The organism is Xylanimonas protaetiae (assembly GCF_004135385.1).
GTDB classification, from domain to species: domain Bacteria; phylum Actinomycetota; class Actinomycetes; order Actinomycetales; family Cellulomonadaceae; genus Xylanimonas; species Xylanimonas protaetiae.
On sequence record NZ_CP035493.1, the window covers coordinates 1881953 to 1902072 of the forward strand.

General features: G+C 74.8%; 21 protein-coding genes and 1 pseudogene. 17 read left to right on the forward strand and 5 right to left on the reverse strand.

The annotated features are described in order from the left end of the window. Nucleotides 1–113 precede the first annotated feature (113 nt). From ET471_RS08730 to ET471_RS08755, 6 genes are all read left to right on the forward strand, one after another. A complete protein-coding gene (locus ET471_RS08730; protein ID WP_129187622.1) occupies nt 114–674 on the forward strand; it encodes a DUF937 domain-containing protein in 561 nt (186 codons plus the stop codon). 299 nt (nt 675–973) lie between these two features. Then, nucleotides 974–1423, forward strand: coding sequence for a 50S ribosomal protein L13 (gene rplM / locus ET471_RS08735; RefSeq protein WP_129187623.1), 450 nt, complete (start codon nt 974–976; stop codon nt 1421–1423). Between the two features lie 35 nt (nt 1424–1458). Next, nucleotides 1459–1953 carry a 30S ribosomal protein S9 gene (gene rpsI / locus ET471_RS08740; protein WP_129187624.1) on the forward strand — a complete coding sequence of 165 codons (495 nt, stop codon included), beginning with the start codon at nt 1459–1461 and terminating at the stop codon, nt 1951–1953. A 156-nt stretch (nt 1954–2109) separates the two neighbouring features. Next, the gene (gene glmM, locus ET471_RS08745; RefSeq protein WP_129187625.1) at nt 2110–3474 is read left to right on the forward strand and encodes a phosphoglucosamine mutase; all 1365 of its coding nucleotides are present in this window, start codon (nt 2110–2112) and stop codon (nt 3472–3474) included. Further along, nucleotides 3471–4139 carry a peptide deformylase gene (locus ET471_RS08750; protein WP_129187626.1) on the forward strand — a complete coding sequence of 223 codons (669 nt, stop codon included), beginning with the start codon at nt 3471–3473 and terminating at the stop codon, nt 4137–4139. Before glmM ends, ET471_RS08750 begins: the two co-directional genes overlap by 4 nt. A gap of 157 nt (nt 4140–4296) precedes the next feature. Then, nucleotides 4297–5001 carry a DedA family protein gene (locus ET471_RS08755; protein ID WP_129187627.1) on the forward strand — a complete coding sequence of 235 codons (705 nt, stop codon included), beginning with the start codon at nt 4297–4299 and terminating at the stop codon, nt 4999–5001. A 6-nt stretch (nt 5002–5007) separates the two neighbouring features. Here ET471_RS08755 and coaA read toward each other — a convergent pair whose 3' ends face one another. Both coaA and ET471_RS08765 read right to left on the reverse strand, forming a co-directional pair. Beyond that, nucleotides 5008–5955 carry a type I pantothenate kinase gene (coaA, locus tag ET471_RS08760; RefSeq protein ID WP_129190826.1) on the reverse strand — a complete coding sequence of 316 codons (948 nt, stop codon included), beginning with the start codon at nt 5953–5955 and terminating at the stop codon, nt 5008–5010. 122 nt (nt 5956–6077) lie between these two features. Continuing rightward, entirely contained in the window at nt 6078–6917 is an 840-nt protein-coding gene (locus tag ET471_RS08765) for a DUF72 domain-containing protein (RefSeq protein ID WP_129187628.1), read from the reverse strand. 96 nt (nt 6918–7013) lie between these two features. On the opposite strand from ET471_RS08765, the gene glmS reads away from it, so the two are divergent. Further along, on the forward strand, nt 7014–8909 hold the full coding sequence (glmS, locus tag ET471_RS08770; RefSeq protein WP_129187629.1) for a glutamine--fructose-6-phosphate transaminase (isomerizing): 1896 nt from the start codon (nt 7014–7016) through the stop codon (nt 8907–8909). A 69-nt stretch (nt 8910–8978) separates the two neighbouring features. Beyond that, complete coding sequence (locus tag ET471_RS08775) at nt 8979–9329, forward strand: holo-ACP synthase (protein ID WP_129187630.1); 351 nt, start codon at nt 8979–8981, stop codon at nt 9327–9329. A 77-nt stretch (nt 9330–9406) separates the two neighbouring features. Here ET471_RS08775 and ET471_RS08780 read toward each other — a convergent pair whose 3' ends face one another. Continuing rightward, nucleotides 9407–10435 carry an LLM class F420-dependent oxidoreductase gene (locus ET471_RS08780; protein ID WP_129187631.1) on the reverse strand — a complete coding sequence of 343 codons (1029 nt, stop codon included), beginning with the start codon at nt 10433–10435 and terminating at the stop codon, nt 9407–9409. Nucleotides 10436–10603: 168 nt separating this feature from the next. Between ET471_RS08780 and ET471_RS19115 the strand changes: the two are divergent. After that, nucleotides 10604–11464 (forward strand): annotated as a pseudogene (locus tag ET471_RS19115) (NAD(P)H-hydrate epimerase); the annotation flags it as partial. A gap of 200 nt (nt 11465–11664) precedes the next feature. Continuing rightward, on the forward strand, nt 11665–12105 hold the full coding sequence (locus tag ET471_RS19120; RefSeq protein ID WP_425356578.1) for an ADP-dependent NAD(P)H-hydrate dehydratase: 441 nt from the start codon (nt 11665–11667) through the stop codon (nt 12103–12105). Between the two features lie 77 nt (nt 12106–12182). Here the strand turns inward: ET471_RS19120 and ET471_RS08790 are convergent, their stop codons facing one another. Then, on the reverse strand, nt 12183–13694 hold the full coding sequence (locus ET471_RS08790; RefSeq protein ID WP_129187632.1) for an MFS transporter: 1512 nt from the start codon (nt 13692–13694) through the stop codon (nt 12183–12185). 166 nt (nt 13695–13860) lie between these two features. Here ET471_RS08790 and ET471_RS08795 point away from each other — a divergent pair, with 166 nt between their 5' ends. Further along, nucleotides 13861–14478, forward strand: coding sequence for a TetR/AcrR family transcriptional regulator (locus ET471_RS08795; RefSeq protein ID WP_129187633.1), 618 nt, complete (start codon nt 13861–13863; stop codon nt 14476–14478). A gap of 16 nt (nt 14479–14494) precedes the next feature. Here the strand turns inward: ET471_RS08795 and ET471_RS08800 are convergent, their stop codons facing one another. Beyond that, entirely contained in the window at nt 14495–14977 is a 483-nt protein-coding gene (locus tag ET471_RS08800; protein WP_129187634.1) for a glutathione peroxidase, read from the reverse strand. A 37-nt stretch (nt 14978–15014) separates the two neighbouring features. Between ET471_RS08800 and ET471_RS08805 the strand changes: the two genes are divergently transcribed. The 6 genes from ET471_RS08805 to ET471_RS08830 all read left to right on the forward strand — a co-directional run bounded on the left by ET471_RS08805 (nt 15015) and on the right by ET471_RS08830 (nt 20073). Then, nucleotides 15015–15953, forward strand: a complete 939-nt coding sequence (locus ET471_RS08805; protein WP_129187635.1) for a pseudouridine synthase — start codon at nt 15015–15017, stop codon at nt 15951–15953. After that, nucleotides 15950–17293 (forward strand): alanine racemase, encoded by a 1344-nt coding sequence (gene alr, locus ET471_RS08810; protein ID WP_242496523.1) that lies wholly within the window; start codon nt 15950–15952, stop codon nt 17291–17293. Before ET471_RS08805 ends, alr begins: the two co-directional genes overlap by 4 nt. Beyond that, complete coding sequence (tsaE, locus tag ET471_RS08815) at nt 17284–17802, forward strand: tRNA (adenosine(37)-N6)-threonylcarbamoyltransferase complex ATPase subunit type 1 TsaE (protein WP_129187636.1); 519 nt, start codon at nt 17284–17286, stop codon at nt 17800–17802. Before alr ends, tsaE begins: the two co-directional genes overlap by 10 nt. 65 nt (nt 17803–17867) lie before the next feature. Then, a complete protein-coding gene (tsaB, locus tag ET471_RS08820; protein ID WP_129187637.1) occupies nt 17868–18620 on the forward strand; it encodes a tRNA (adenosine(37)-N6)-threonylcarbamoyltransferase complex dimerization subunit type 1 TsaB in 753 nt (250 codons plus the stop codon). Then, nucleotides 18617–19183: a ribosomal protein S18-alanine N-acetyltransferase gene (rimI, locus tag ET471_RS08825; RefSeq protein WP_129187638.1), complete on the forward strand. Its 567-nt coding sequence runs from the start codon at nt 18617–18619 to the stop codon at nt 19181–19183. Before tsaB ends, rimI begins: the two co-directional genes overlap by 4 nt. Beyond that, nucleotides 19180–20073, forward strand: a complete 894-nt coding sequence (locus ET471_RS08830) for a sulfurtransferase (RefSeq protein WP_129187639.1) — start codon at nt 19180–19182, stop codon at nt 20071–20073. Before rimI ends, ET471_RS08830 begins: the two co-directional genes overlap by 4 nt. Nucleotides 20074–20120 lie beyond the last annotated feature (47 nt).

Consider the following 20120-nt stretch of genomic DNA (forward strand, 5'->3'; position numbering starts at 1 on the left):
GTGGGCCGCCAGGCCGCGGGGCCGCGCGACCCCGCGCGCGGGCGCGGGGCCCCGGGGCTACCGTCGGTCTCAGGGGCGCGACCCGGGAGCGCCCACGGACACTGGAGCCCCACATGGCTGGATTGGACGACCTGCTCACGTCGCTCCCGCTCGACCAGATCGCAGGGAAGCTCGGCGTCGACGCCGGCACCGTGCAGTCGGCGGCGGGCGGCCTGCTCCCCGCGATCCTCGGCGGCCTCAAGGCCAACGCCGACGACCCCGCGGGCGCCGCCTCGCTCCAGGAGGCGCTCACGCAGCACAGCCCGCAGCTCGTCGAGGGCGGTATCAACATCGACGACGTCGACACCGACGACGGCGACAAGATCGCCGGGCACATCTTCGGCGACCAGAAGGACGCCGTCGTAGCCAAGGTCGCGGAGACGACCGGCCAGCAGCCGAACATCCTCAGCAAGCTGCTCCCGGCGCTCGCGCCGATCGCGATGTCGTTCATCGCCAAGCAGCTGCAGGGCAAGCAGCAGGCCGCGGCGCCCCAGGCGGCCGCGCAGGAGGAGCCGGGCGGCCTCGGCGGCCTGCTGGGCGGGCTCCTGGGCGGGGGAGGCTCCGGCGGGGGCGGCCTCGACATCGGCGGCCTGCTGGGCGGGCTCGGCGGCCTGCTGGGCGGCGGCCGGCGCTGACCTGGCGCCTCGACGCACGGCCCCGACGCCCCGTCGGCCCGGAGGACGGCCGGCGGGGCGTCGGCGTGCCGGGCGCGCTGTGACCGGGGCGACCCGTCTCGCTTTGGAGATCGGTCGCAGGTCGGGCTAAGATATCCAGTCGTTGTGCTCTAGTTCCGACGTCCCGCGATCGCAGCGCGCCCACTCGCACATGCGGTCGCAAGGCCGGGACGTCAGTCATGGAACCTCCCGCGCACAACACCGACTCTTCGGGCACCGCTTCTAGCCCGACGACACCGAACACGAAAAGGTTACGAACCGTGCGTACGTACACCCCGAAGCCCGGCGACGTTCAGCGCGACTGGTACGTCATCGACGCGACCGACGTCGTCCTGGGCCGTCTGGCAACCCACGTTGCCACCCTCCTGCGCGGGAAGCACAAGCCGACCTTCGCCCCGCACGTCGACGGCGGTGACTTCGTCATCGTCATCAACGCCGACAAGGTTGCCCTGTCCGGCAACAAGCGGACCACGAAGCTGGCCTACCGCCACTCCGGTTACCCGGGTGGTCTGCGTTCCGTCGCCTACGGCGAGCTCCTGGAGAAGAACCCCGAGCGCGCCATCGAGAAGGCCGTCCGCGGGATGATCCCCAAGACGACCCTCGGCCGTCAGCAGCTCGGCAAGCTGAAGGTCTACCGCGGTGCGGAGCACCCGCACGCGGCCCAGCAGCCCCAGCCGTTCGAGATCACCCAGGTTTCGCAGCAGGCCTGAGCCGCTGCTGAAGACGACACCAAAGGATTCGCAAAGTGGCAGAGACCACCGTCGACACCATCGACACCGAGCTGGACGAGACGCCCAGCACCTACACGACGGAGACCGAGGCGCCCGTCGCCAACCGCGGTCAGTCCATCACGGCCCCGGGCCAGGCCCTGGGTCGCCGCAAGGAGGCCGTGGCGCGCGTGCGCCTCGTCCCCGGCACGGGCCAGTGGAAGATCAACGGCCGCACCCTCGAGGACTACTTCCCGAACAAGGTGCACCAGCAGCTGGTCAACTCCCCGCTGAAGCTCGTCGAGGTCGAGGGCCGCTTCGACGTCGTCGCCCGCATCTCGGGTGGCGGCTCGTCCGGCCAGGCCGGCGCCCTGCGCCTCGGCATCGCCCGCGCGCTCAACGAGATCGACCGCGACGCCAACCGCCCGGCCCTCAAGAAGGCCGGCTTCCTGACTCGTGACGCCCGCGTCGTCGAGCGCAAGAAGGCCGGTCTCAAGAAGGCCCGCAAGGCCCCGCAGTACTCCAAGCGCTGATCCTCAGCACTTCCACGACGGCCCCGTCGGACATCGTCCGGCGGGGCCGTCGCCGTCCCCGGGCACCGTCCCACCGTGGGACGGTGCGCCGCCGGGCCGGGCCGGGCCGGGAGCGCGGCTACGATCGGCTCGGCGTCTTTTTCAGGAGGAGTACTGATGGCACGGTTGTTCGGCACCGACGGGGTGCGGGGGCTCGCGAACCGCGACGTGACGGCGGAGCTGGCCCTGGCCCTCGGCAGCGCGGCCGCCCACGAGCTCGCCGCGGCCCCCCAGGCTCCCGGCCACCGCTCCAAGGCCGTGCTCGGCCGTGACCCGCGCGCCTCGGGCGAGTTCCTGGGCGCCGGCGTGACCGCCGGCCTCGCGAGCGCGGGCGTCGACGTCGTCGACCTGGGCGTGCTGCCGACGCCGGCGCTGGCGTACCTGGTCAGCGAGCTCGACTGCGACCTCGGCGTCATGATCTCCGCCTCGCACAACCCCATGCCGGACAACGGCATCAAGTTCTTCCAGCGCGGCGGCCTCAAGCTCGACGACGCCGTCGAGGACCGCATCGAGGCGTGGATCCAGGAGACCTGGGAGCTGCCCACGGGCGCCGGCGTCGGGCGCGTGCGCGTCGACAACGGCAGCGCCGTCGGGCGGTACGTCGAGCACCTCGTCGCCAGCATCGGCACCACCGCGGACCACCGGCCGCTCGAGGGCCTGCGCATCGCGGTCGACGCCGCGAACGGCGCGGCCAGCGTCGTCGGGCCGGAGGCGCTGCGCCAGGCCGGCGCCGACGTCGTCGTCATGAACGCGAGCCCCGACGGCCGCAACATCAACGAGAAGGCCGGGTCCACGCACCCCGAGCAGCTCCAGGCCGTCGTCGTGGCCGCCGAGGCCGACTTCGGCGTCGCGTTCGACGGCGACGCCGACCGCTGCCTCGCCGTCGACCACGGGGGCGTGCTGGTGGACGGCGACCAGATCCTCGGCATCCTCGCCCGGGCCATGAAGGCCGAGCAGCGGCTGCCCAACGACACGCTCGTCGTGACCGTGATGAGCAACCTGGGCCTGCTGATCGCGATGCGGGAGTCGGGCATCACCACGGTCCAGACGGGCGTGGGCGACCGCTACGTGCTCGAGGAGATGCGCGCGAACGGCCACGGGCTCGGCGGCGAGCAGTCGGGCCACATCATCCTCGCGGAGCACGCGACGACGGGCGACGGCGTGCTCACCGCGCTGCACCTCGCGGCCGAGGTCAAGCGGTCCGGCAAGCGGCTCGCGGAGCTCGCCGCGCAGATCCCGCGCCTGCCGCAGACGCTCGTCAACGTCAAGGGCGTCGACAAGGCGCGCGCGACCAGCGACGAGGGCGTGCTCTCCGCAGTCGCCGCCGCGGAGAGCCTGCTGGGCGAGACTGGCCGCGTGCTGCTCCGCTCGTCCGGCACGGAGCCCCTCGTGCGCGTCATGGTCGAGGCCGCGACGCAGCAGCAGGCCGACGGCGTGGCCGACTCCCTGGCCGCCGTCGTGCGCGAGCGGCTGGCGCTGTGAGCACGGGGTTCGGCGGGCCCGTCGACGACGAGCTGTACCGCACCGTCGCGGACCGGCTGCGCGCGGCCGGCCCGACGGGCGTGCTGCCGATCGTGCAGTCGGGCGACCCGGTGCTGCGCACCCCGGTCGCGCCGTACACCGGCCAGCTCGGCGACCTGCTGCCGCGGCTCGCCGAGGTCATGCGCCGCACCATGCACGCCGCCCCGGGCGTCGGGCTCGCCGCCACGCAGGTGGGCATCGGCCTGGCGCTGGCGGTGGTCGAGGACCGCGGCAACGAGACGGACCCGCGCGAGCGCACGCCGCTGCCGTTCCGGCTGCTGGTCAACCCGGCGTACGAGCCGGTCGAGGAGGAGGACGGCGGCGCCCCGCGGCGCGTGCCGTTCTTCGAGGGCTGCCTGTCCGTCGAGGGGTGGCACGCGCTCGTCGCCCGCCATCACCGCGTGCGCCTGACGGCCCAGGACGTCGACGGCGCGCCCGTCGACGAGGTGCTGACCGGCTGGCCCGCCCGCATCATCCAGCACGAGACCGACCACCTCCACGGCGAGCTCTACCTGGACCACGCCGTGCCGCGGTCGCTCGTGAGCAACGCCAACCTCGTGTCGCTCTGGGGCGGTGCGCCCGACCCTGCCCCCGTGGCCGCCGCGCTCGGGTTCGAGGTGCCCTGATCACCGGGCTTCCGCCGGGCGCGTGAAGCCAGGGTGAAGGTTCGCAGCATCAGGGCCCGACCAGGGTCCTCCCCGACGTCATCCGGCAAGGCCCGCGCCTAGGCTTGTCCCCGGGCGCCGCTCGGGGCCTGGACACCGGCGACGAGGAGACCCGCGCGTGGACCTGGGGACGATCCTGGGACAGGTCGAGGACTGGATCCTCGCGCTGTCCGGCGCCGCATGGGTCTACCCGGCCATGCTCGGCCTGGCCCTCGTGGACGGGTTCTTCCCGCCCCTGCCGAGCGAGTCGGTGGTCATCACGCTCGCCGTCGCCGCGAGGACGACGGGCACGCCGTGGCTGCCCGGCATCCTCGTCGCCGCGATCGTCGGCGCCTGGTGCGGCGACCAGATCGCCTACCAGATCGGCCGGTCCGTCGGCACAGAGCGCGTGCGCATCCTGCGCACGGAGAAGGGCCGCGCGACGGTCCGCTGGGCCAAGCGGGCGCTCGCCCGGCGCGGCGCGTCGTTCATCATCGCCGCGAGGTACATCCCGATCGGCCGGGTCGCCGTGAACATGACGGCCGGCGCCGTCCGGTACCCGCTCCGCCGGTTCATGGGCTACTCGGCGATCGCCGCCGTCGTCTGGGGCTTCTACGCCATCGCCGTCGGGCTCACCGCGAGCGTGTGGCTGCACGAGTACCCGCTCCTGGCGATGGCCGTGGGCATCGCCGTCGGCGTCGTCCTCGGCCTGCTGCTGGACCGTGTGCTGCACCTTCTGCTGCACCGCCGCGGCGAGCTCGTGGACGAGGAGGAGGACCCCGCCGACGCCCCGGCGGTCGACGGCGCGGACCCTCAGGTCACGACGACGAGGCCGTCCGCCTGACCGCTCTCAGAGCTTGCGCAGCCGCACCCGCTGGACCGAGTGGTCCGCGCCTTTCGTGAGCACCAGGGTCGCGCGCCCGCGCGTCGGCAGGATGTTCTGCTCCAGGTTGGGCGCGTTGATCGCCTCCCAGATCGCCAGGGCCCGGGCGGTCGCCTGCTCGTCGGTCAGGTCGGCGTAGCGGCGGAAGTAGCTCTCGGACCGGGAGAACGCCGTCTGCCGCAGGTTGAGGAACCGGTCCACGTACCACTGCCGGATGTTGCGCGTGCGGGCGTCGACGAAGATCGAGAAGTCGAAGAAGTCGCTCACGGCGACCGTCGAGTCCTCCGCGGCGCCGGGCCGCGCGGGCTGGAGCACGTTGAGCCCCTCGACGATGAGCACGTCCGGGCGGCGCACCACGACCTCCTCGCCCGGCACGATGTCGTACGTGACGTGGGAGTAGACGGGGGCACGCACCTCCTCCTGCCCGGCCTTGACCCTCGAGACGAAGCGCACCAGCGCCCGCCGGTCGTACGACTCGGGGAAGCCCTTGCGCTCCATGAGCCCGCGGCGCTGCAGCTCGGCGTTCGGGTAGAGGAACCCGTCCGTGGTCACGAGCTCGACGTGAGGCGTCTCGGGCCAGCGGGCCATCATCTCGCGCAGGATGCGCGCCACGGTCGACTTGCCGACGGCGACCGAGCCGGCCACCCCGATGACATAGGGCGTGCGCGGCCCACCCTCGCGCAGGAACGTCGACGTCGCCTGGTGCAGGCCCGCCGTCGCCGTCACGTACAGGTTGAGCAGCCGGGACAGCGGGCGGTAGACGGCGTCGACCTCCGCGAGGTCGATCGGGTCGCCCAGGCCGCGCAGGCGCTGCACGTCCGCGTCGGTCAGGGGCAGCGGGGTCGACTCCGACAGGCGGCTCCACGCCGCACGGTCCAGGTCCACGTAGGGGGACGACGACGCGCGGCCCGCCAGCGGGAGCTCGGCGGGCCAGGGCTGGTGCGTGGCGCCGTCGTCGACGCTCTCGGGCAGGGAGACCACGTCCTCGATTCTGCCCCACACCGCTGGTCAGGTCGGTGCGCCCGACACGCCGGGCCTCACCCCGCGGCGGCGGGCACCGCGACGTCGGCGAGCCGGGCGGTGAGGGCCAGCGCGTCGCACGGGGCGTGCGCGTCGCCGTCGTTGTCGAGGTAGACGACGACGTCGCGGCCGTCGTCGTACCAGGCGCGGACCCGGCCGGCCCACTCGTCGAGGGTGCGCGGGGCGTACCCGCTGGCGTAGAGGCGGGTGCGGCCGTGGAGCCGCACGTAGACCAGCGGGGCCGTGACGTGGTCGAGCAGCGGCCACCGGCCCGCGCCCTCGGAGACGACGAGCGCGACGCCGTGCTCGCGCAGCAGGCGGAGCGCGGCGGGGTCCTCGAACGACCGGTGCCGGGCCTCCAGGGCGTGCCGGACGGGCCGGTCGGCGTCGACGTCGGTCCATGCGGCGGTCCTGAGCTTGTCGTCGTGCTCCTCCGCGAGGCGCGCGGCGGCGCGCGTCGAGGCAGGCAGGAGGTCCAGGAACTGCTCGAGCACGTCGAGGTCGCAGCGCTGGCGCTCGGGCAGCTGCCACAGGAGCGGTCCGAGGCGGTCGCCGAGGGCCAGCACGCCGCTCGCGAAGACGTTGGCGAGCGGCGTGCGCGCGTCGCGCAGCCGCTTCATGTGCGTGATGAACCGGCCGCCCTTGACGGCGAACACGAAGCCGGGCGGCGTCGCGTCTCGCCACGCGAGGTAGGACGCGGGGCGCTGGAGCGAGTAGAAGGAGCCGTCGAGCTCGACGGTCGGGAAGCGGGTCGCGACGTGCTCCAGCTCGCGGCGCTGCGGCAGGCCGCGCGGGTAGAAGCGGCCGCGCCAGTGCGGGTACCGCCAGCCGGAGACGCCGATCCGCACCGATGCCATGGGACGACCGTAGGCACGTCGCGTGCTGGTCGTCGTGTCACCCTTCACCCGGACGCACGATCCTGCGCGCGTGCGTGCGCCGATACACTCGGGCACATGTGTGGAATCGTCGGGTACACCGGTCTGGGCCTGCTCGAGGGGGGAGCGGACGGGACCCCCGCCGCGACCCGTCACCCGCTGGAGGTGGCGCTCGAGGGTCTGCGACGCCTCGAGTACCGCGGGTACGACTCCGCGGGCGTCGCACTCGCGGGCCCCGGCCAGGGCCACATCGCGTTCGCGAAGAAGTCGGGCAAGCTGAGCAACCTCGTCGGGGAGCTCGAGGAGCACCCGCTCCCCGAGGCGACCGCCGCCATCGGCCACACCCGCTGGGCCACCCACGGCGGCCCCACCGACCTCAACGCCCACCCCCACCTGGCCGACGACGACAAGCTCGCCGTCATCCACAACGGCATCATCGAGAACTTCGCGCAGCTCAAGGCCGAGCTGCTCGACGCCGGCGTCACCTTCCGGTCCGAGACGGACACCGAGGTGGCCGCGCAGCTGCTCGCCCAGGAGTACGCCAAGACCAAGAACCTCACCGAGGCGATGGCCGCCACCGCGCGCCGCCTGCACGGCACGTTCACGCTGCTGGCCGTGCACGCCGACGACCCGCTCACCGTCGTCGGCGCCCGGCACGACTCGCCGCTCGTCGTCGGCATCGGCGAGGGGGAGAACTTCCTCGGCTCCGACGTCGCCGCGTTCATCGCCTTCACCAAGGAGGCGCTCGAGCTCGGGCAGGACCAGATCGTGACGATCACCCCGACGGCGGTGTCCGTCACCGACTTCCTGGGCCGGCCGGCGGACGCCAAGCGGTTCACCGTCGACTGGGACGCCGCCGCGGCCGAGAAGAGCGGCTTCGACTCCTTCATGGACAAGGAGATCCACGACCAGCCGCACGCCGTCGCCGACACGCTGCTGGGCCGCACCGACCTCGAGGGCCGCCTGACGCTCGACGAGATCCACATCGACGAGTCCCTGCTGCGGGCCATCGACAAGATCATCGTCATCGCGTGCGGCACCGCCGCCTACGCCGGGCACGTGGCCAAGTACGCCATCGAGCACTGGTGCCGCATCCCCGTCGAGGTCGAGCTGTCGCACGAGTTCCGCTACCGCGACCCGATCGTCGACGAGAAGACCCTCGTGGTCGCCGTCTCGCAGTCCGGCGAGACCATGGACACCCTCATGGCCGTGCGCCACGCGCGCGAGCAGGGCGCCAAGGTGCTGTCCATCGTCAACACGCAGGGCTCGACCATCCCCCGCGAGTCCGACGCCGTGCTCTACACGCACGCCGGCCCGGAGATCGCCGTCGCCTCGACCAAGGCGTTCCTGTCGCAGATCACCGCCGCCTACCTGCTGGGCCTCTACCTCGCCCAGCTGCGCGGCAACAAGTTCCCCGACGAGATCGCCGCGATCCTGAACGAGCTGCGCGACCTGCCCGCCAAGGTGCAGACCGTCATCGAGCGCGGCGAGTACGTGCGCGCGACCGCCCGGTCGATGAAGGACGCGAGGTCCGTGCTGTTCCTCGGCCGTCACGTGGGGTACCCGGTGGCGCTCGAGGGCGCGCTCAAGCTCAAGGAGCTCGCCTACATCCACGCCGAGGGCTTCGCCGCGGGCGAGCTCAAGCACGGCCCCATCGCGCTCATCGACGAGGGCCAGCCCGTGTTCGTCGTCGTGCCGTCGCCGCAGGCCCGCCACGGCCTGCACTCCAAGGTCGTCTCCAACATCCAGGAGATCCGGGCGCGCGGCGCGCGCACGCTCGTCATCGCGGAGGACGGCGACGACGAGGTGCGCCGGTACGCCGACGAGATCTTCTGGATCCCCAAGGCGCCGTCGCTGCTCCAGCCGCTGCTCGCCGTCGTGCCGCTGCAGATCTTCGCCATGGCGCTCGCCACGGCGAAGGGCCTGGACGTCGACCAGCCGCGCAACCTGGCCAAGTCCGTCACCGTGGAGTGAGCCCGTCGTGACCCACCCCAACCGTCTGCTCCCTCGTTCCGCCCGGTCCGCGGACGGCCGGGGGCTCCGGTGATCGTCGGCGTGGGCATCGACGTGGTCGACGTGGCGCGGTTCGTGGCGACCCTGGAGCGGACGCCGAACCTGCGCGAGCGCCTGTTCACGCCGGAGGAACGCGACCTGCCCGACAACTCCCTGGCGGCGCGGTTCGCGGCCAAGGAGGCGATCGCCAAGGCGCTCGGCGCTCCGGGCAACCTCCAGTGGCACGACTGCACGGTGCACCGCACGATCGGCGGGCCGCCGGAGGTGGAGCTGCGCGGGACGGTGCTGGCCCGCGCGCAGGAGCTGGGCATCACGCGCTGGCACGTATCGATCAGCCACGACGCCGGCATCGCGTCGGCGATGGCGATCGCAGAGTCCTGACCCGCTGCCGAGCGACCCTGGATGTCCGCTCTGCGCGGTGCGCGCGCGGACATCCAGGGTCGCTCGACCGGGTCTGGTCAGCGGAGGGTCGGGACCACCTCGCGGGCGAAGGTGGCGATCTGCTCGCGGTCCTCGGCGGCGTTGGGGAAGTAGCTGATCTGGTAGCCCAGACCCGCCTTCTTCCAGTCGAGGAGGGTCTCGGCGACCTGCTCGGCGGTGCCGCGCAGCGGCGTGGTCCGCCAGCCCTCGAGCTCGCCCTCGGCCTTCTCGGGCGTGTGCTTGGTGTAGACCGACTCGAGCCACGCGAGCTTGTCGGCGATCTCCTTCTCGGTGCCGAGGAGCACGTTGAAGTTGCCCGAGCGCGTGATCTCCTCGAACGGGCGGCCGACGTTCTCGCAGTGCTCCCGGAGCACGTTCGACTTGTGCGTGAACGTCTCCAGGTCGCCCGCGAAGTTCGTGTACTGGGCGTGCTTGGCGGCCGTCAGCAGCGTCTTGCGCTCACCGCCGCCCGCGATCCACAGGGGGATGGACGGCTTCTCCGTGCCGTCGACGGCGACCGTCTGCAGCGGCTGCGGGTAGCACAGGGCGCCGTCGACCTGGTAGCGCTTGCCCTCGAACGTCCCCGAGGAGCCCGTACGCCACATGCGCGCCATGATCTGCACGCCCTCGTCGAGCGCGAGCAGGCGCTCCCCAGCGCGCGGGAACCCGTAGCCGTAGGCGCGCCACTCGTGCTCGTACCAGCCGGCGCCGATGCCCATCTCGGTGCGGCCGCCGGAGATCGCGTCGACCGTGGCCGCGACCTTCGCCAGGTAGGTCGGCTCGCGGTAGGCCATGCACGTGCACATCTGGCCGAGACGCACGCGGTCCGACGCCGCCGCGAAGGCGGCCATGAGCGTCCACGCCTCGTGCGTGGCCTGGTCGGTGGGCGCGGGGACGGTGTGGAAGTGGTCGTACACCCAGACCGACTCGAACGCGAAGCCGCCGTCGGGCGACGTCGTCGTGTCGGCCTGCTGGACGAGGGACTTCATGGTGTCCCAGTGGTTCTCGGGCGCCACCTCGGTGAGGTCGTGGCGCCAGCCTTGCGGGATGAAGAGACCGAATCGCATGGCGCCCAAGGTACTCCGGCCGTCGAAACGTTGCGAGGGTCGCAGGCGCGCGCCTGTCCCGCTGTCCGATCGTCGGGCGGAAGCCATGATGGCTGCATGATCGAGGCCTGGTCCGCCGCCGACGTCCGTGCCGCCGAGGAGCCCCTGCTGGCTGCCGGGGTGCCGCTCATGGAGCGTGCCGCGTTCGCGCTCGCCGCCGTCGTCCGGCGGGATCTCGCCCGACGACGGGCCGTCGCCGGGCCCGACGGCGAGCTGCGCGACGGGTCCGTGCGCGGGGCTCAGGTGGCGCTGCTCGTCGGGCCGGGCAACAACGGCGGCGACGCGCTGTTCGCGGGAGCGTACCTCGCCCGGCGCGGGCTCGTCGTGACCGCGTACCTCGCGGCCGAGCGGGTCCACGAAGCGGGGCTCGCCGCGCTGCGGGCGGCAGGCGGTCGCGTGGGCGTCGGCGCCTCAGCGCCGGCCGCCTCCGATGCCGCCGCGGCGGTCGCCCGCGCCGACGTCGTCGTCGACGGGCTCCTCGGGATCGGCGCGAGCGGGGCGCTGCGCGGCACGGCCGCGGACCTCATGCGCGCCCTCGCCCGCGCGCTGCCGGCCCCCGGCGACCCGGCGCGCCCGTGGGTCGTCGCCGTCGACACGCCGTCGGGCATCGGCGTCGACGACGGCGCCGTGCCCGGTCCGGTGCTGCCCGCCGACCGCACCGTGACCTTCGGCGCGGCCAAGCCCGGGCTGCTGCTCCCGCCCGCGACCCACCTGACGGGCGCGGGCGCGGTGATCGACCTGGGGCTGGGGCTGCCGCGGCGACGAGCCGTCGTGCGGCTCGAGGCCGCCGACGTCGCCGCCGCGTGGCCCGTGCCTGGGCCTGCGGACCACAAGTACACGCGCGGCGTCGTCGGGGTCGTCGCGGGGACGGCCGCCTACCCGGGTGCCGCGGTGCTCGCCGCGAGCGCGGCGGTGCGCGCGGGCGCGGGCATGGTGCGCTACCAGGGACCCGACGCCGTGGGCCGGGCCGTGCTCGCCGCGCGCCCCGAGGTGGTGCTTGCGGGCGGGCGTGTGCAGGCGTGGGTGCTCGGCCCGGGGCTGCCGGCGTCGGGGGCGACGACGGGCAGCGCGACCGGGCGCGGGCGGCGCTCGCGGCGTCGTCGGGTCGGCTGGCGGGCGCCCAGGCGCCGGTGCCGGCCGTCGTCGACGCCGGGGCGCTGGGGCTGCTGGAGCACCCGTGCCCGCCGTGGGTGGTGCTCACGCCGCACGCGGGCGAGCTGGCGGCGCTGCTGGCGTCGCGGGGCGAGGACGTGGACCGGGAGGCCGTGGAGGCGGAGCCCCTGCGCTGGGCGCGGCGGGCGCAGGCGCTGACGGGCGCGACGGTGCTGCTCAAGGGGGCGGCGACTGTCGTCGTCGGGCCGCAGGGGCCTGCGTACGCGCAGGCGGACGCCCCGTCGTGGCTCGGGACGGCGGGCGCCGGGGACGTCCTGGCGGGCCTGCTGGGCGCGATGCTCGCGGCGCGGGCCGAGGAGGTGGTCGCGACGCCGGGGCTCGCCGCGCGCGTGGCGGCGGCGGCCGCGCTGGTGCACGGCCGGGCGGCCGAGCGGGCGAACCCGGGAGGCCCGGTGGGGGCGACGGACGTCGCGGAGGCGCTGGCCGGGACGGTCGCGGGCCTGCTGGCGTCCCGCTGAGGGTGGCAGACCGGCAGTCCGTCGTCTGACCGTGCCCCCGGGCGCACGGTCAGACGACGAGCTGCCGGGCTGACGCGCTACGCCGGGAGCGTCGCCGGCTCCTCGAGCCGCGACGGGGGCGTCGCCGGCGTCGTCGTGGCGCGGCGGCGGTAGAGCAGCGCGACGACGACCGCCCCGACCCCGAAGATGTACGCCGACGCGCGGAACGCCGTCGTGTAGCTGTCGAGGGCGGCCTGCGCGAGCACGCCGGGGGCGGGCGGGTTGCTCGTGGCGTGCGCGGTGATGAAGGCCGTCGCGGCCGACGTCGCGAGGGTGTTGAGCACGGCGGTGCCGACGGCGCCGCCCACCTGCTGGGCCGTGGAGACGACGGCGGACGCGACCCCGGCGTGCTCGCGGTCGACGCCGAGGGTGGCGGTCTGGATGGCGGCCGGCATCGCGGTGCCCATGCCGGCGCCCAGCACCAGGAGCCCGGGCAGGACGTGGGACGCGTAGGAGGAGCCGGCGTCGATCTGGGTCAGCCACACCATGCCGAGCGTGGCCAGGACGAGGCCGATCGGCACCATGACCTTCGGCCCGAAGCGCGGCAGGAAGATGTTGGTGCACAGTTGCGCGCACGTGGCGAGCACGAGGATCTGCGGCAGGAACGCCAGGCCGGTGCCCATGGGCGTGTAGCCGAGCTGGGACTGCAGGTAGAACGTCCCGAAGAGCATCGCGCCGAACATGCCCGCACCCGTGACGAGGATCGCGAGGAACGACGCGCCGCGGTTGCGGTCGATGACGACGTGCAGCGGCAGCAGCGCGTCGTTCCCGGCCCGGCGCAGCCACAGGACCATGGAGACGAGCAGCACGGCGGACGCCGCGAGCGGGCCCCACGTCCACGCCGAGCCCCAGCCCTCGGGCTCGGCGCGCGAGAATCCGTAGACGAGCGCGAACAGGCCCGCGCCGCCCAGGACGGCGCCCGTGATGTCGAGCCGCTGCGGGCGGCCGCGCCCGGTGTGCAGGAACGCGACGGCGCCGACGACGGCGAGCACGGCGAAGACGAGGTTGACGTACAGCGTCCAGCGCCAGTCGAGGTGCTCGGTGAGGAACCCGCCGAGCAGCAGGCCGATGGCACCGCCGGCGCCCGCGAGGCCGCCGAAGACGCCGAAGGCGCGTGAGCGTTCCTTGGGGTCGGTGAACGTCGTCGTGAGTACGGAGAGGGCCGCAGGGGCGAGCACGGCGCCGAACGCGCCCTGGAGGGCGCGCGCCCCGACGAGCATCGCGAAGGACTGTGCGGCGCCGCCGAGCGCGGAGGCCCCGGCGAAGCCGACGAGGCCGATGATGAAGGTGCGGCGCCGCCCGACGAGGTCGGACAGGCGGCCGCCGAGCAGCAGCAGCGACCCGAACGCGAGCGCGTAGGCCGTGACGACCCACTGGCGGTCGTTGTCGGAGAAGACGAGGTCGGCCTGGGCCGACGGCAGGGCGATGTTCACGATGGTGGCGTCGAGCACCACCATGAGCTGGGCGATCGCGACGGTGGCGAGCACCCACCAGCGGCGCGGGTCGTGGCCCGCGTCGAGGGTGGACGCCGGGGGCGTGGTGGCTGTCATGGGTAGCTCCTGCGGGGACGGTCGGCGCCGTGGCGTGCGCCGCTGGGGCTACGGTAGGCACGATCGCCGGGGTTTCGGAACCCGTTAGTTCCGTATTTGTCTCCGCTGATCGCTCAGGGCAGAATGAGAGGGACGGCGACGGGGCCGTCGAGGAAGGAGCGCGACCATGGCCGTGGACACCACGCACGCCGCCGCGCCGCGCCGCGCGGGGCGCCCGCGGGACGAGTCCCGCGACGCCGACATCCTCGAGGCGGCCCGCGTCGAGCTCGCCGAGCGCGGCTACGACCGCATGACCATGGCCGGCGTCGCCGCCCGCGCGGGCGCAGGCAAGGCGACCGTGTACCGCCGCTGGCCGTCCAAGGCCGACCTCGTCATCGACGCCATGGTGTGCGCCGCGCAGGCCGCGATCGGCATCGAGGACGTGCCCGACACCGGCTCGCTGCGGGGCGACCTCGAGAGCGTCAAGGCGCTCGGCCCCCGCGACGACGCCGTCTGGGGCGCGCTCAAGGGCCTCATCGCGCAGGTGGGCCACTCGAAGGAGCTGCGGGACGCCGTCCACGAGCGGCTCGTGTGCCCGCGCGTGGCGCTCGTCCGGGCGCTGCTGGCCCGCGCTGAGGCGCGCGGCGAGACCGTGCCCGGTGTCGACCTCGACCTCATCGCCGCCGTGCCGACGGCCATGATCGTCTACCGCCTCAAGGTCACGGGCGAGCCGCTCGACAGCGCGTTCCTCACCGCGATGGTCGACGACGTCGTGGTCCCGGCGGCCACCGGCCGCCGGGACTGACCGGCTCGGCGGGGCCTCAGCGCGGCAGCGCGCCCTCGATCGTCTCCACGATCTGGGGGTCGTCCGGCACCGTCTTCGGGTCGTAGCGGCGCACGTCGCCGCCCGGCAGCACCAGGAACTTCTCGAAGTTCCACCGGATGCGCCCGTCGTGCCCGCCGGCGTCGGGGGTCTGCTTGAGCGCCTCGTACAGCGGCGCGGCGCGGCGGCCGTTGACGCGGACGCGGTCCATGACGGGGAAGGTCACGCCGTACGTCGTCGAGCAGAACTCCGCGATCGCCTCGTTGGAGCCGAGCTCCTGGAGGAACTGGTTCGAGGGGAAGCCGATGACGGTGAACCCGCGGTCGGCGTACGTCTTCTGCAGCGTCTCCAGGGCCTCGTACTGCGGCGTCAGGCCGCACCGCGAGGCGACGTTGACCACGAGGACGACGTCGTCGCGGTGGTCCGCGAGCGTCGTCGTCGTCCCGTCCATGCGCTGGAACGGGATGTCGTAGATGTCCATAGGGCCCATCCTGCACCCGCGGTGGGAGCATGAGGCGGTGCCCTTCCCCCCGCTTCCCGTGCGCGACGGCCTCAACCCGACGCGGCTCGTGCTCCCGCACGACGCCGCGTCCGTGGCGCGCTGGGGCACCGCCGTCGAGTACCTGGTGGGCCGCTTCCCGGACGACTCCGAGCGGCTGCTCGAGAAGGTCGCGGCCGGGGAGGTGGTCACGGGCCGCGGCGTCCGGGTCGACGTCGACACCCCGTACGAGCCGCGCGGCTTCCTGTTCCTGTACCGCGACCCGCCCGCCGACGAGCCGCGCGTCCCCGCGCTCGACGACGTCGCGGTGCTGCACCGCGACGAGAACCTGCTGGTGGTCGACAAGCCGCACCTGGTCGCGACGATGCCGCGCGGGCGCTGGGTCACGCAGACCGTGCTCGTCCACCTGCGCCGCACGCTCGACCTGCCGGAGCTGGCGCCGGCCCACCGCCTCGACCGCCCGACGGCGGGGGTGCTGGTGCTGACCGTGCGGGCCCGCGTGCGCGGCGCCTACCAGGACCTGTTCCAGGAGCGACGGGTCCGCAAGGTGTACGAGGCGGTAGCACCGCTGCCGCCCGACGGCCTGACGTTCCCGACGACGGTGCGCTCCCGCATCGTCAAGCACCGGGGGATCGCCGCAGCCCAGGAGGAGCTCGGGGAGCCCAACGCGGAGTCGCTGGTCGACCTGGTCGCGCGGGACGACGCGCGCGGGCTCGGCCTCTACCGCCTGGAGCCGCACACCGGCAAGACGCACCAGCTCCGCCTGCACCTGGCCTCGCTCGGGCTGCCCATCCTTCACGACCCGTTCTGGCCCGTCCTGCTCCCGGACGCCGAGGCGGACCCGGCCCGCCCGCTCCAGCTCCTGTCGAGGTCGCTCACCTTCACCGACCCCTTCACCGGCGAGCACCGCACCTTCGCGTCCCGCCGGATGCTCGCGGAATGGCAGGTGAGAGGATGACCGGCGTGACGCCGTTCCCCAGCGACTTCCCGGCCCGCGCCGTCGTCGACCTCGAGGCCGTGCGGGACAACGTGCGCGCCCTGCGCGCGCACGCGCCGTCGGCGGCGGTCATGGCCGTGGTCAAGGCCGACGCCTACGGGCACGGCCTGGTGCCCGCCGCGTGGGCGGCGCTCGCGGGCGGGGCGACGTGGCTCGGGGTCGCGCAGGCCGCCGAGGCGCTCGCGCTGCGCGCGGCCGGGATCGGGCCCGGCGACGCCCGCGTCCTCACCTGGCTGCACGCTCCCGGCGTGGACTTCGCGGCCCTCGTCGAGAACGACGTCGACGTGTCGGTCGCGGCGCCGTGGGCGCTCGACGGTGTGGCCGCCGCCGCCCGCGCGACCGGGCGGGTGGCGCGCGTGCACCTCAAGGTCGACACGGGCCTCGGCCGCAACGGCATCATGCCCGCCGACCTGCCCGCCGCGGCCGCGCGCGCGGCCGCGCTCCAGGCCGAGGGGGCGGTCCGCGTCGTCGGCGTGTGGACGCACCTCGCGTACGCCGACGAGCCCGGGCACCCCACGATCGCCGCGCAGCGCGTGGTGCTCGACGACGCCGTCCGCACCGTCGAGGCCGCCGGGATCGAGGTCGAGGTGCGGCACGCCGCCAACTCGGCCGCCACCCTCACCGCGCCCGCGCTGCACTACGACCTCGTGCGGCCCGGGATCTCCGTGTACGGCTTCTCGCCCGTGCCGCAGGTGGCGACGGCGTCGTCGTTCGGGCTGCGGCCCGCGATGACGCTCCAGGCCCGGCTGGCCACGGTCAAGCACGTCGAGGCGGGGCAGGGCGTCTCCTACGCGCACCGGTACGTGACCCCGCAGGCCACGCAGCTCGGCGTCGTGCCGCTCGGGTACGCCGACGGCATCCCGCGGCACGCCTCGGGCGGGGACGCGGGGCTGGGCGGACCCGTCTACGTCGGCGGGCCCGCCACTGCCGGGATCGGGCGCGAGTCCGACGGCGACGGCGGCCGCGTCGTGCGCGTCGCCGGGCGCGTGTGCATGGACCAGGTGGTGCTCGACCTCGGCTCGTACGCCACCGAGCAGGCCGGCGACGTCGTCACGCTCTTCGGGTCCACGGACGGGCTCGCGCACTCCGCGACCGTGCCGAGCGCCGAGGACTGGGCGACGGCCGCGGGCACCATCTCCTACGAGATCGTGACGCGGCTCGGCGCGCGGATCCCGCGCGTGTACGTGGGCGGGCGCGTGCTGGGGGAGCGCGGGGCGGCGGCCGTCGCCGGGCGTCCCCAGGCCGGAGGCGTCAGTCTCGCCGGGCCGCTCGCGGGGGCGGAGCGGCACCGGTGGTCGTGACGATCGACCTGCCCTCGGCCGAGGCGACGCGAGCCCTCGGCGCGGCGCTCGCGGGCGTCCTGCGCGCGGGGGACCTGCTGATCCTCACGGGCGACCTCGGCGCCGGGAAGACGACCTTCACCCAGGGGCTCGCCGGCGCCCTCGGCGTGCGCGGGCACGTCTCGTCGCCCACGTTCATCGTCGCGCGCGAGCACGCGCCCGGGGTGCGTGCCGACGGCACGCGCGGCCCGGGCCTGGTGCACGTGGACGCGTACCGCCTCGGCGGGCTCGGCGAGCTCGACGCCCTCGACCTCGATGCTTCGCTGGACGACTCCGTGACGGTCGTCGAGTGGGGCGCGGGGCTGGCCGAGGCGCTCACCGAGGACCGGCTCGAGATCGAGCTCGTCCGCCCGCGCGGCGGCGTCGTCGACATGGACGACCCGGAGGCGGGCACGCGCCGCGCGACGGTGCGGGGCGTCGGGCCGCGCTGGGAGGGCGTCGACCTGGGCGCGCTGCTCCGGTCGGCCTGACGCAGCCCGCAGACCCGGGCGCCCGGCGGCGTCCCGTGGCTGACCTGGCCTCGTAGGCTGGTGTCGTGGCAGTTCTCTCGATCGACACGTCCGCCGCGATCACCGTCGCGCTCGTCTCCGACGACGGCGCGCGCCTGGCCTCCCGCGCCGTCGACGAGCGGCGCCGGCACGCCGAGCAGCTCGCCCCGATGATCGCGGAGGTGCTCGACGAGGCGGGTCTCACGCGCGCCGACCTCACCGCGGTCGTCGCCGGCACCGGCCCCGCCCCGTTCACCGGGCTGCGCGTCGGGCTGGTCACCGCGCGCACGCTGGCGCTCGCGCTGGGCGTCCCCGCGCTGGGCGTCCCCTCGCTCGACGCCGTCGCCGTCCAGGCCGTCGCCGACCTGGGCCTGGCCCCCGACGACGAGGTGCTCGTCGCCACCGACGCCCGGCGCCGTGAGGTGTACTGGGCGCGCTACCGCGTCGTCGCGCACGAGGGCCCGCACGGCGTCCCGGTCGTCGAGACCGTCGCGGGTCCCGACGTCGGCAAGGCCGCCGACGTCGCGGCCGCGCACGGCGGGGCACCCGCGGCGGGACGCCTCGCCGTCGTCGGCGAGGGCGCCGCGCTCTACCCGGACGCGCTGGCCGCGGACGTCCTGGGCGCCGACGTCGTCGCGGACGAGGACGCGCCCACGCTCCCGGACGCCACGGTGCTCGCGCGCGTCGCGCTCCAGCGTCGCGCAGCGGGCGTGGGGCTGCCGACCGAGCCGCTCTACCTGCGACGCCCTGACGTCCAGGAGCCCGTGCGGGCCGTCCCCGCGGCGGGAGGTGCGCGATGACCGCGGCACCGGTCCGGCTGCGCCCCCTGCGACGCGACGACTTCGACCGCGTGCTCGAGCTCGAGCGCGAGCTCTTCGGCCCCGGCGCGTGGACCTACGGCATGCTCGCCGAGGAGCTCGCGGCCTGGGGCCGCTGGTACGTCGTGGCCGAGGAGGTCGAGTCGGAGGCCGTCGGGCGGGCCGCCGCGGGCCGCGGCCGCGAAGCCGTCCTCGACCGCCGCGGGCTGCACCGCGTGGTCGGGTACGCCGGGCTCTGGTTCGACGGCGACGTCACCCAGGTCATGACGGTGGGCGTCGACCCGCTCACCCAGCGGCGCGGCGTCGGGCGCGCGCTCATGGACGCGCTCGTCCGCCGCTCGCGCGAGCTCGGCGCGAGCGCCGTCTTCCTCGAGGTGCGCGTCGACAACGAGCCCGCGCTCGCGCTCTACGCCGACCTCGGCTTCGAGCGGCTCGGCGTCCGCAAGCGCTACTACCAGCCCGAGAACAAGGACGCGTACACGATGCGGCTCCTCCTGGACGAGCCCGGGAGCGCGGCAACCCCCGCGGAGAGGGACGCCTCATGACCACCGACCCCCGCGCCGCCGTCCTCGTCACGGTCGACGAGCTCGCCGCCGACCTCCGGCTGGGTGGCGCCGACCCCGCGCCCGGCGCCCCGGTGCTCCTCGACGTGCGGTGGGCGCTCGCGGCCGCCGGGCAGACGTTCGACGGCCTCGCGCACTACCGGGCCGGGCACCTGCCGGGCGCGGTGTTCGCCGACCTGGAGACCGAGCTCGCCGCCGCGCCGTCGCCCGCCCAGGGCCGGCACCCGCTGCCCAGCACCGCACAGCTCCAGGCGGCCGCCCGCCGCTGGGGCGTCCGCCACGACTCCCGCGTCGTCGTCTACGACGCCACCGGGGGCATGGCGGCGGCGCGCGCCTGGTGGCTGTTGCGCTACTTCGGCCTGCGCGACGTGCGGATCCTCGACGGCGGCCTGCCCGCCTGGCAGCGCGCCGGCCACCCGCTCGAGGCCGACGACGTCGAGGCGTCGCCCGGCGACGTCGTCCTCACGCCGGGCCACCTGCGCACGCTCGACGCGTCGGACGCCGCGGCGCTCGCGGCGTCGGACGACGGCGTGCTGCTCGACGCCCGCGCCGGCGAGCGCTACCGCGGCGAGACGGAGCCGGTCGACCCGCGCGCGGGGCACATCCCCGGCGCCGCCTCGGCTCCGACGACGGAGAACCTCGCGGCGGACGGGACGTTCCTGCCCACGGACGCGCTGCGCGAGCGGTTCGCCGCCCTCGGCGCGACGGCGGGCACGCACGTCGGCGTCTACTGCGGCAGCGGCGTCACGGCCGCGCACGAGGCCGCCGCCCTGGCCGCGGCAGGCGTCCAGGCGAGCCTCTACGCGGGTTCCTGGAGCCAGTGGTCGAACGACCCGTCGCGCCCGGTCGCGACGGGCGCGGCGCGCGGCTGACCGGACACGCGGACGGCCGCCCTCCCCGTGCGGGAGGGCGGCCGTCC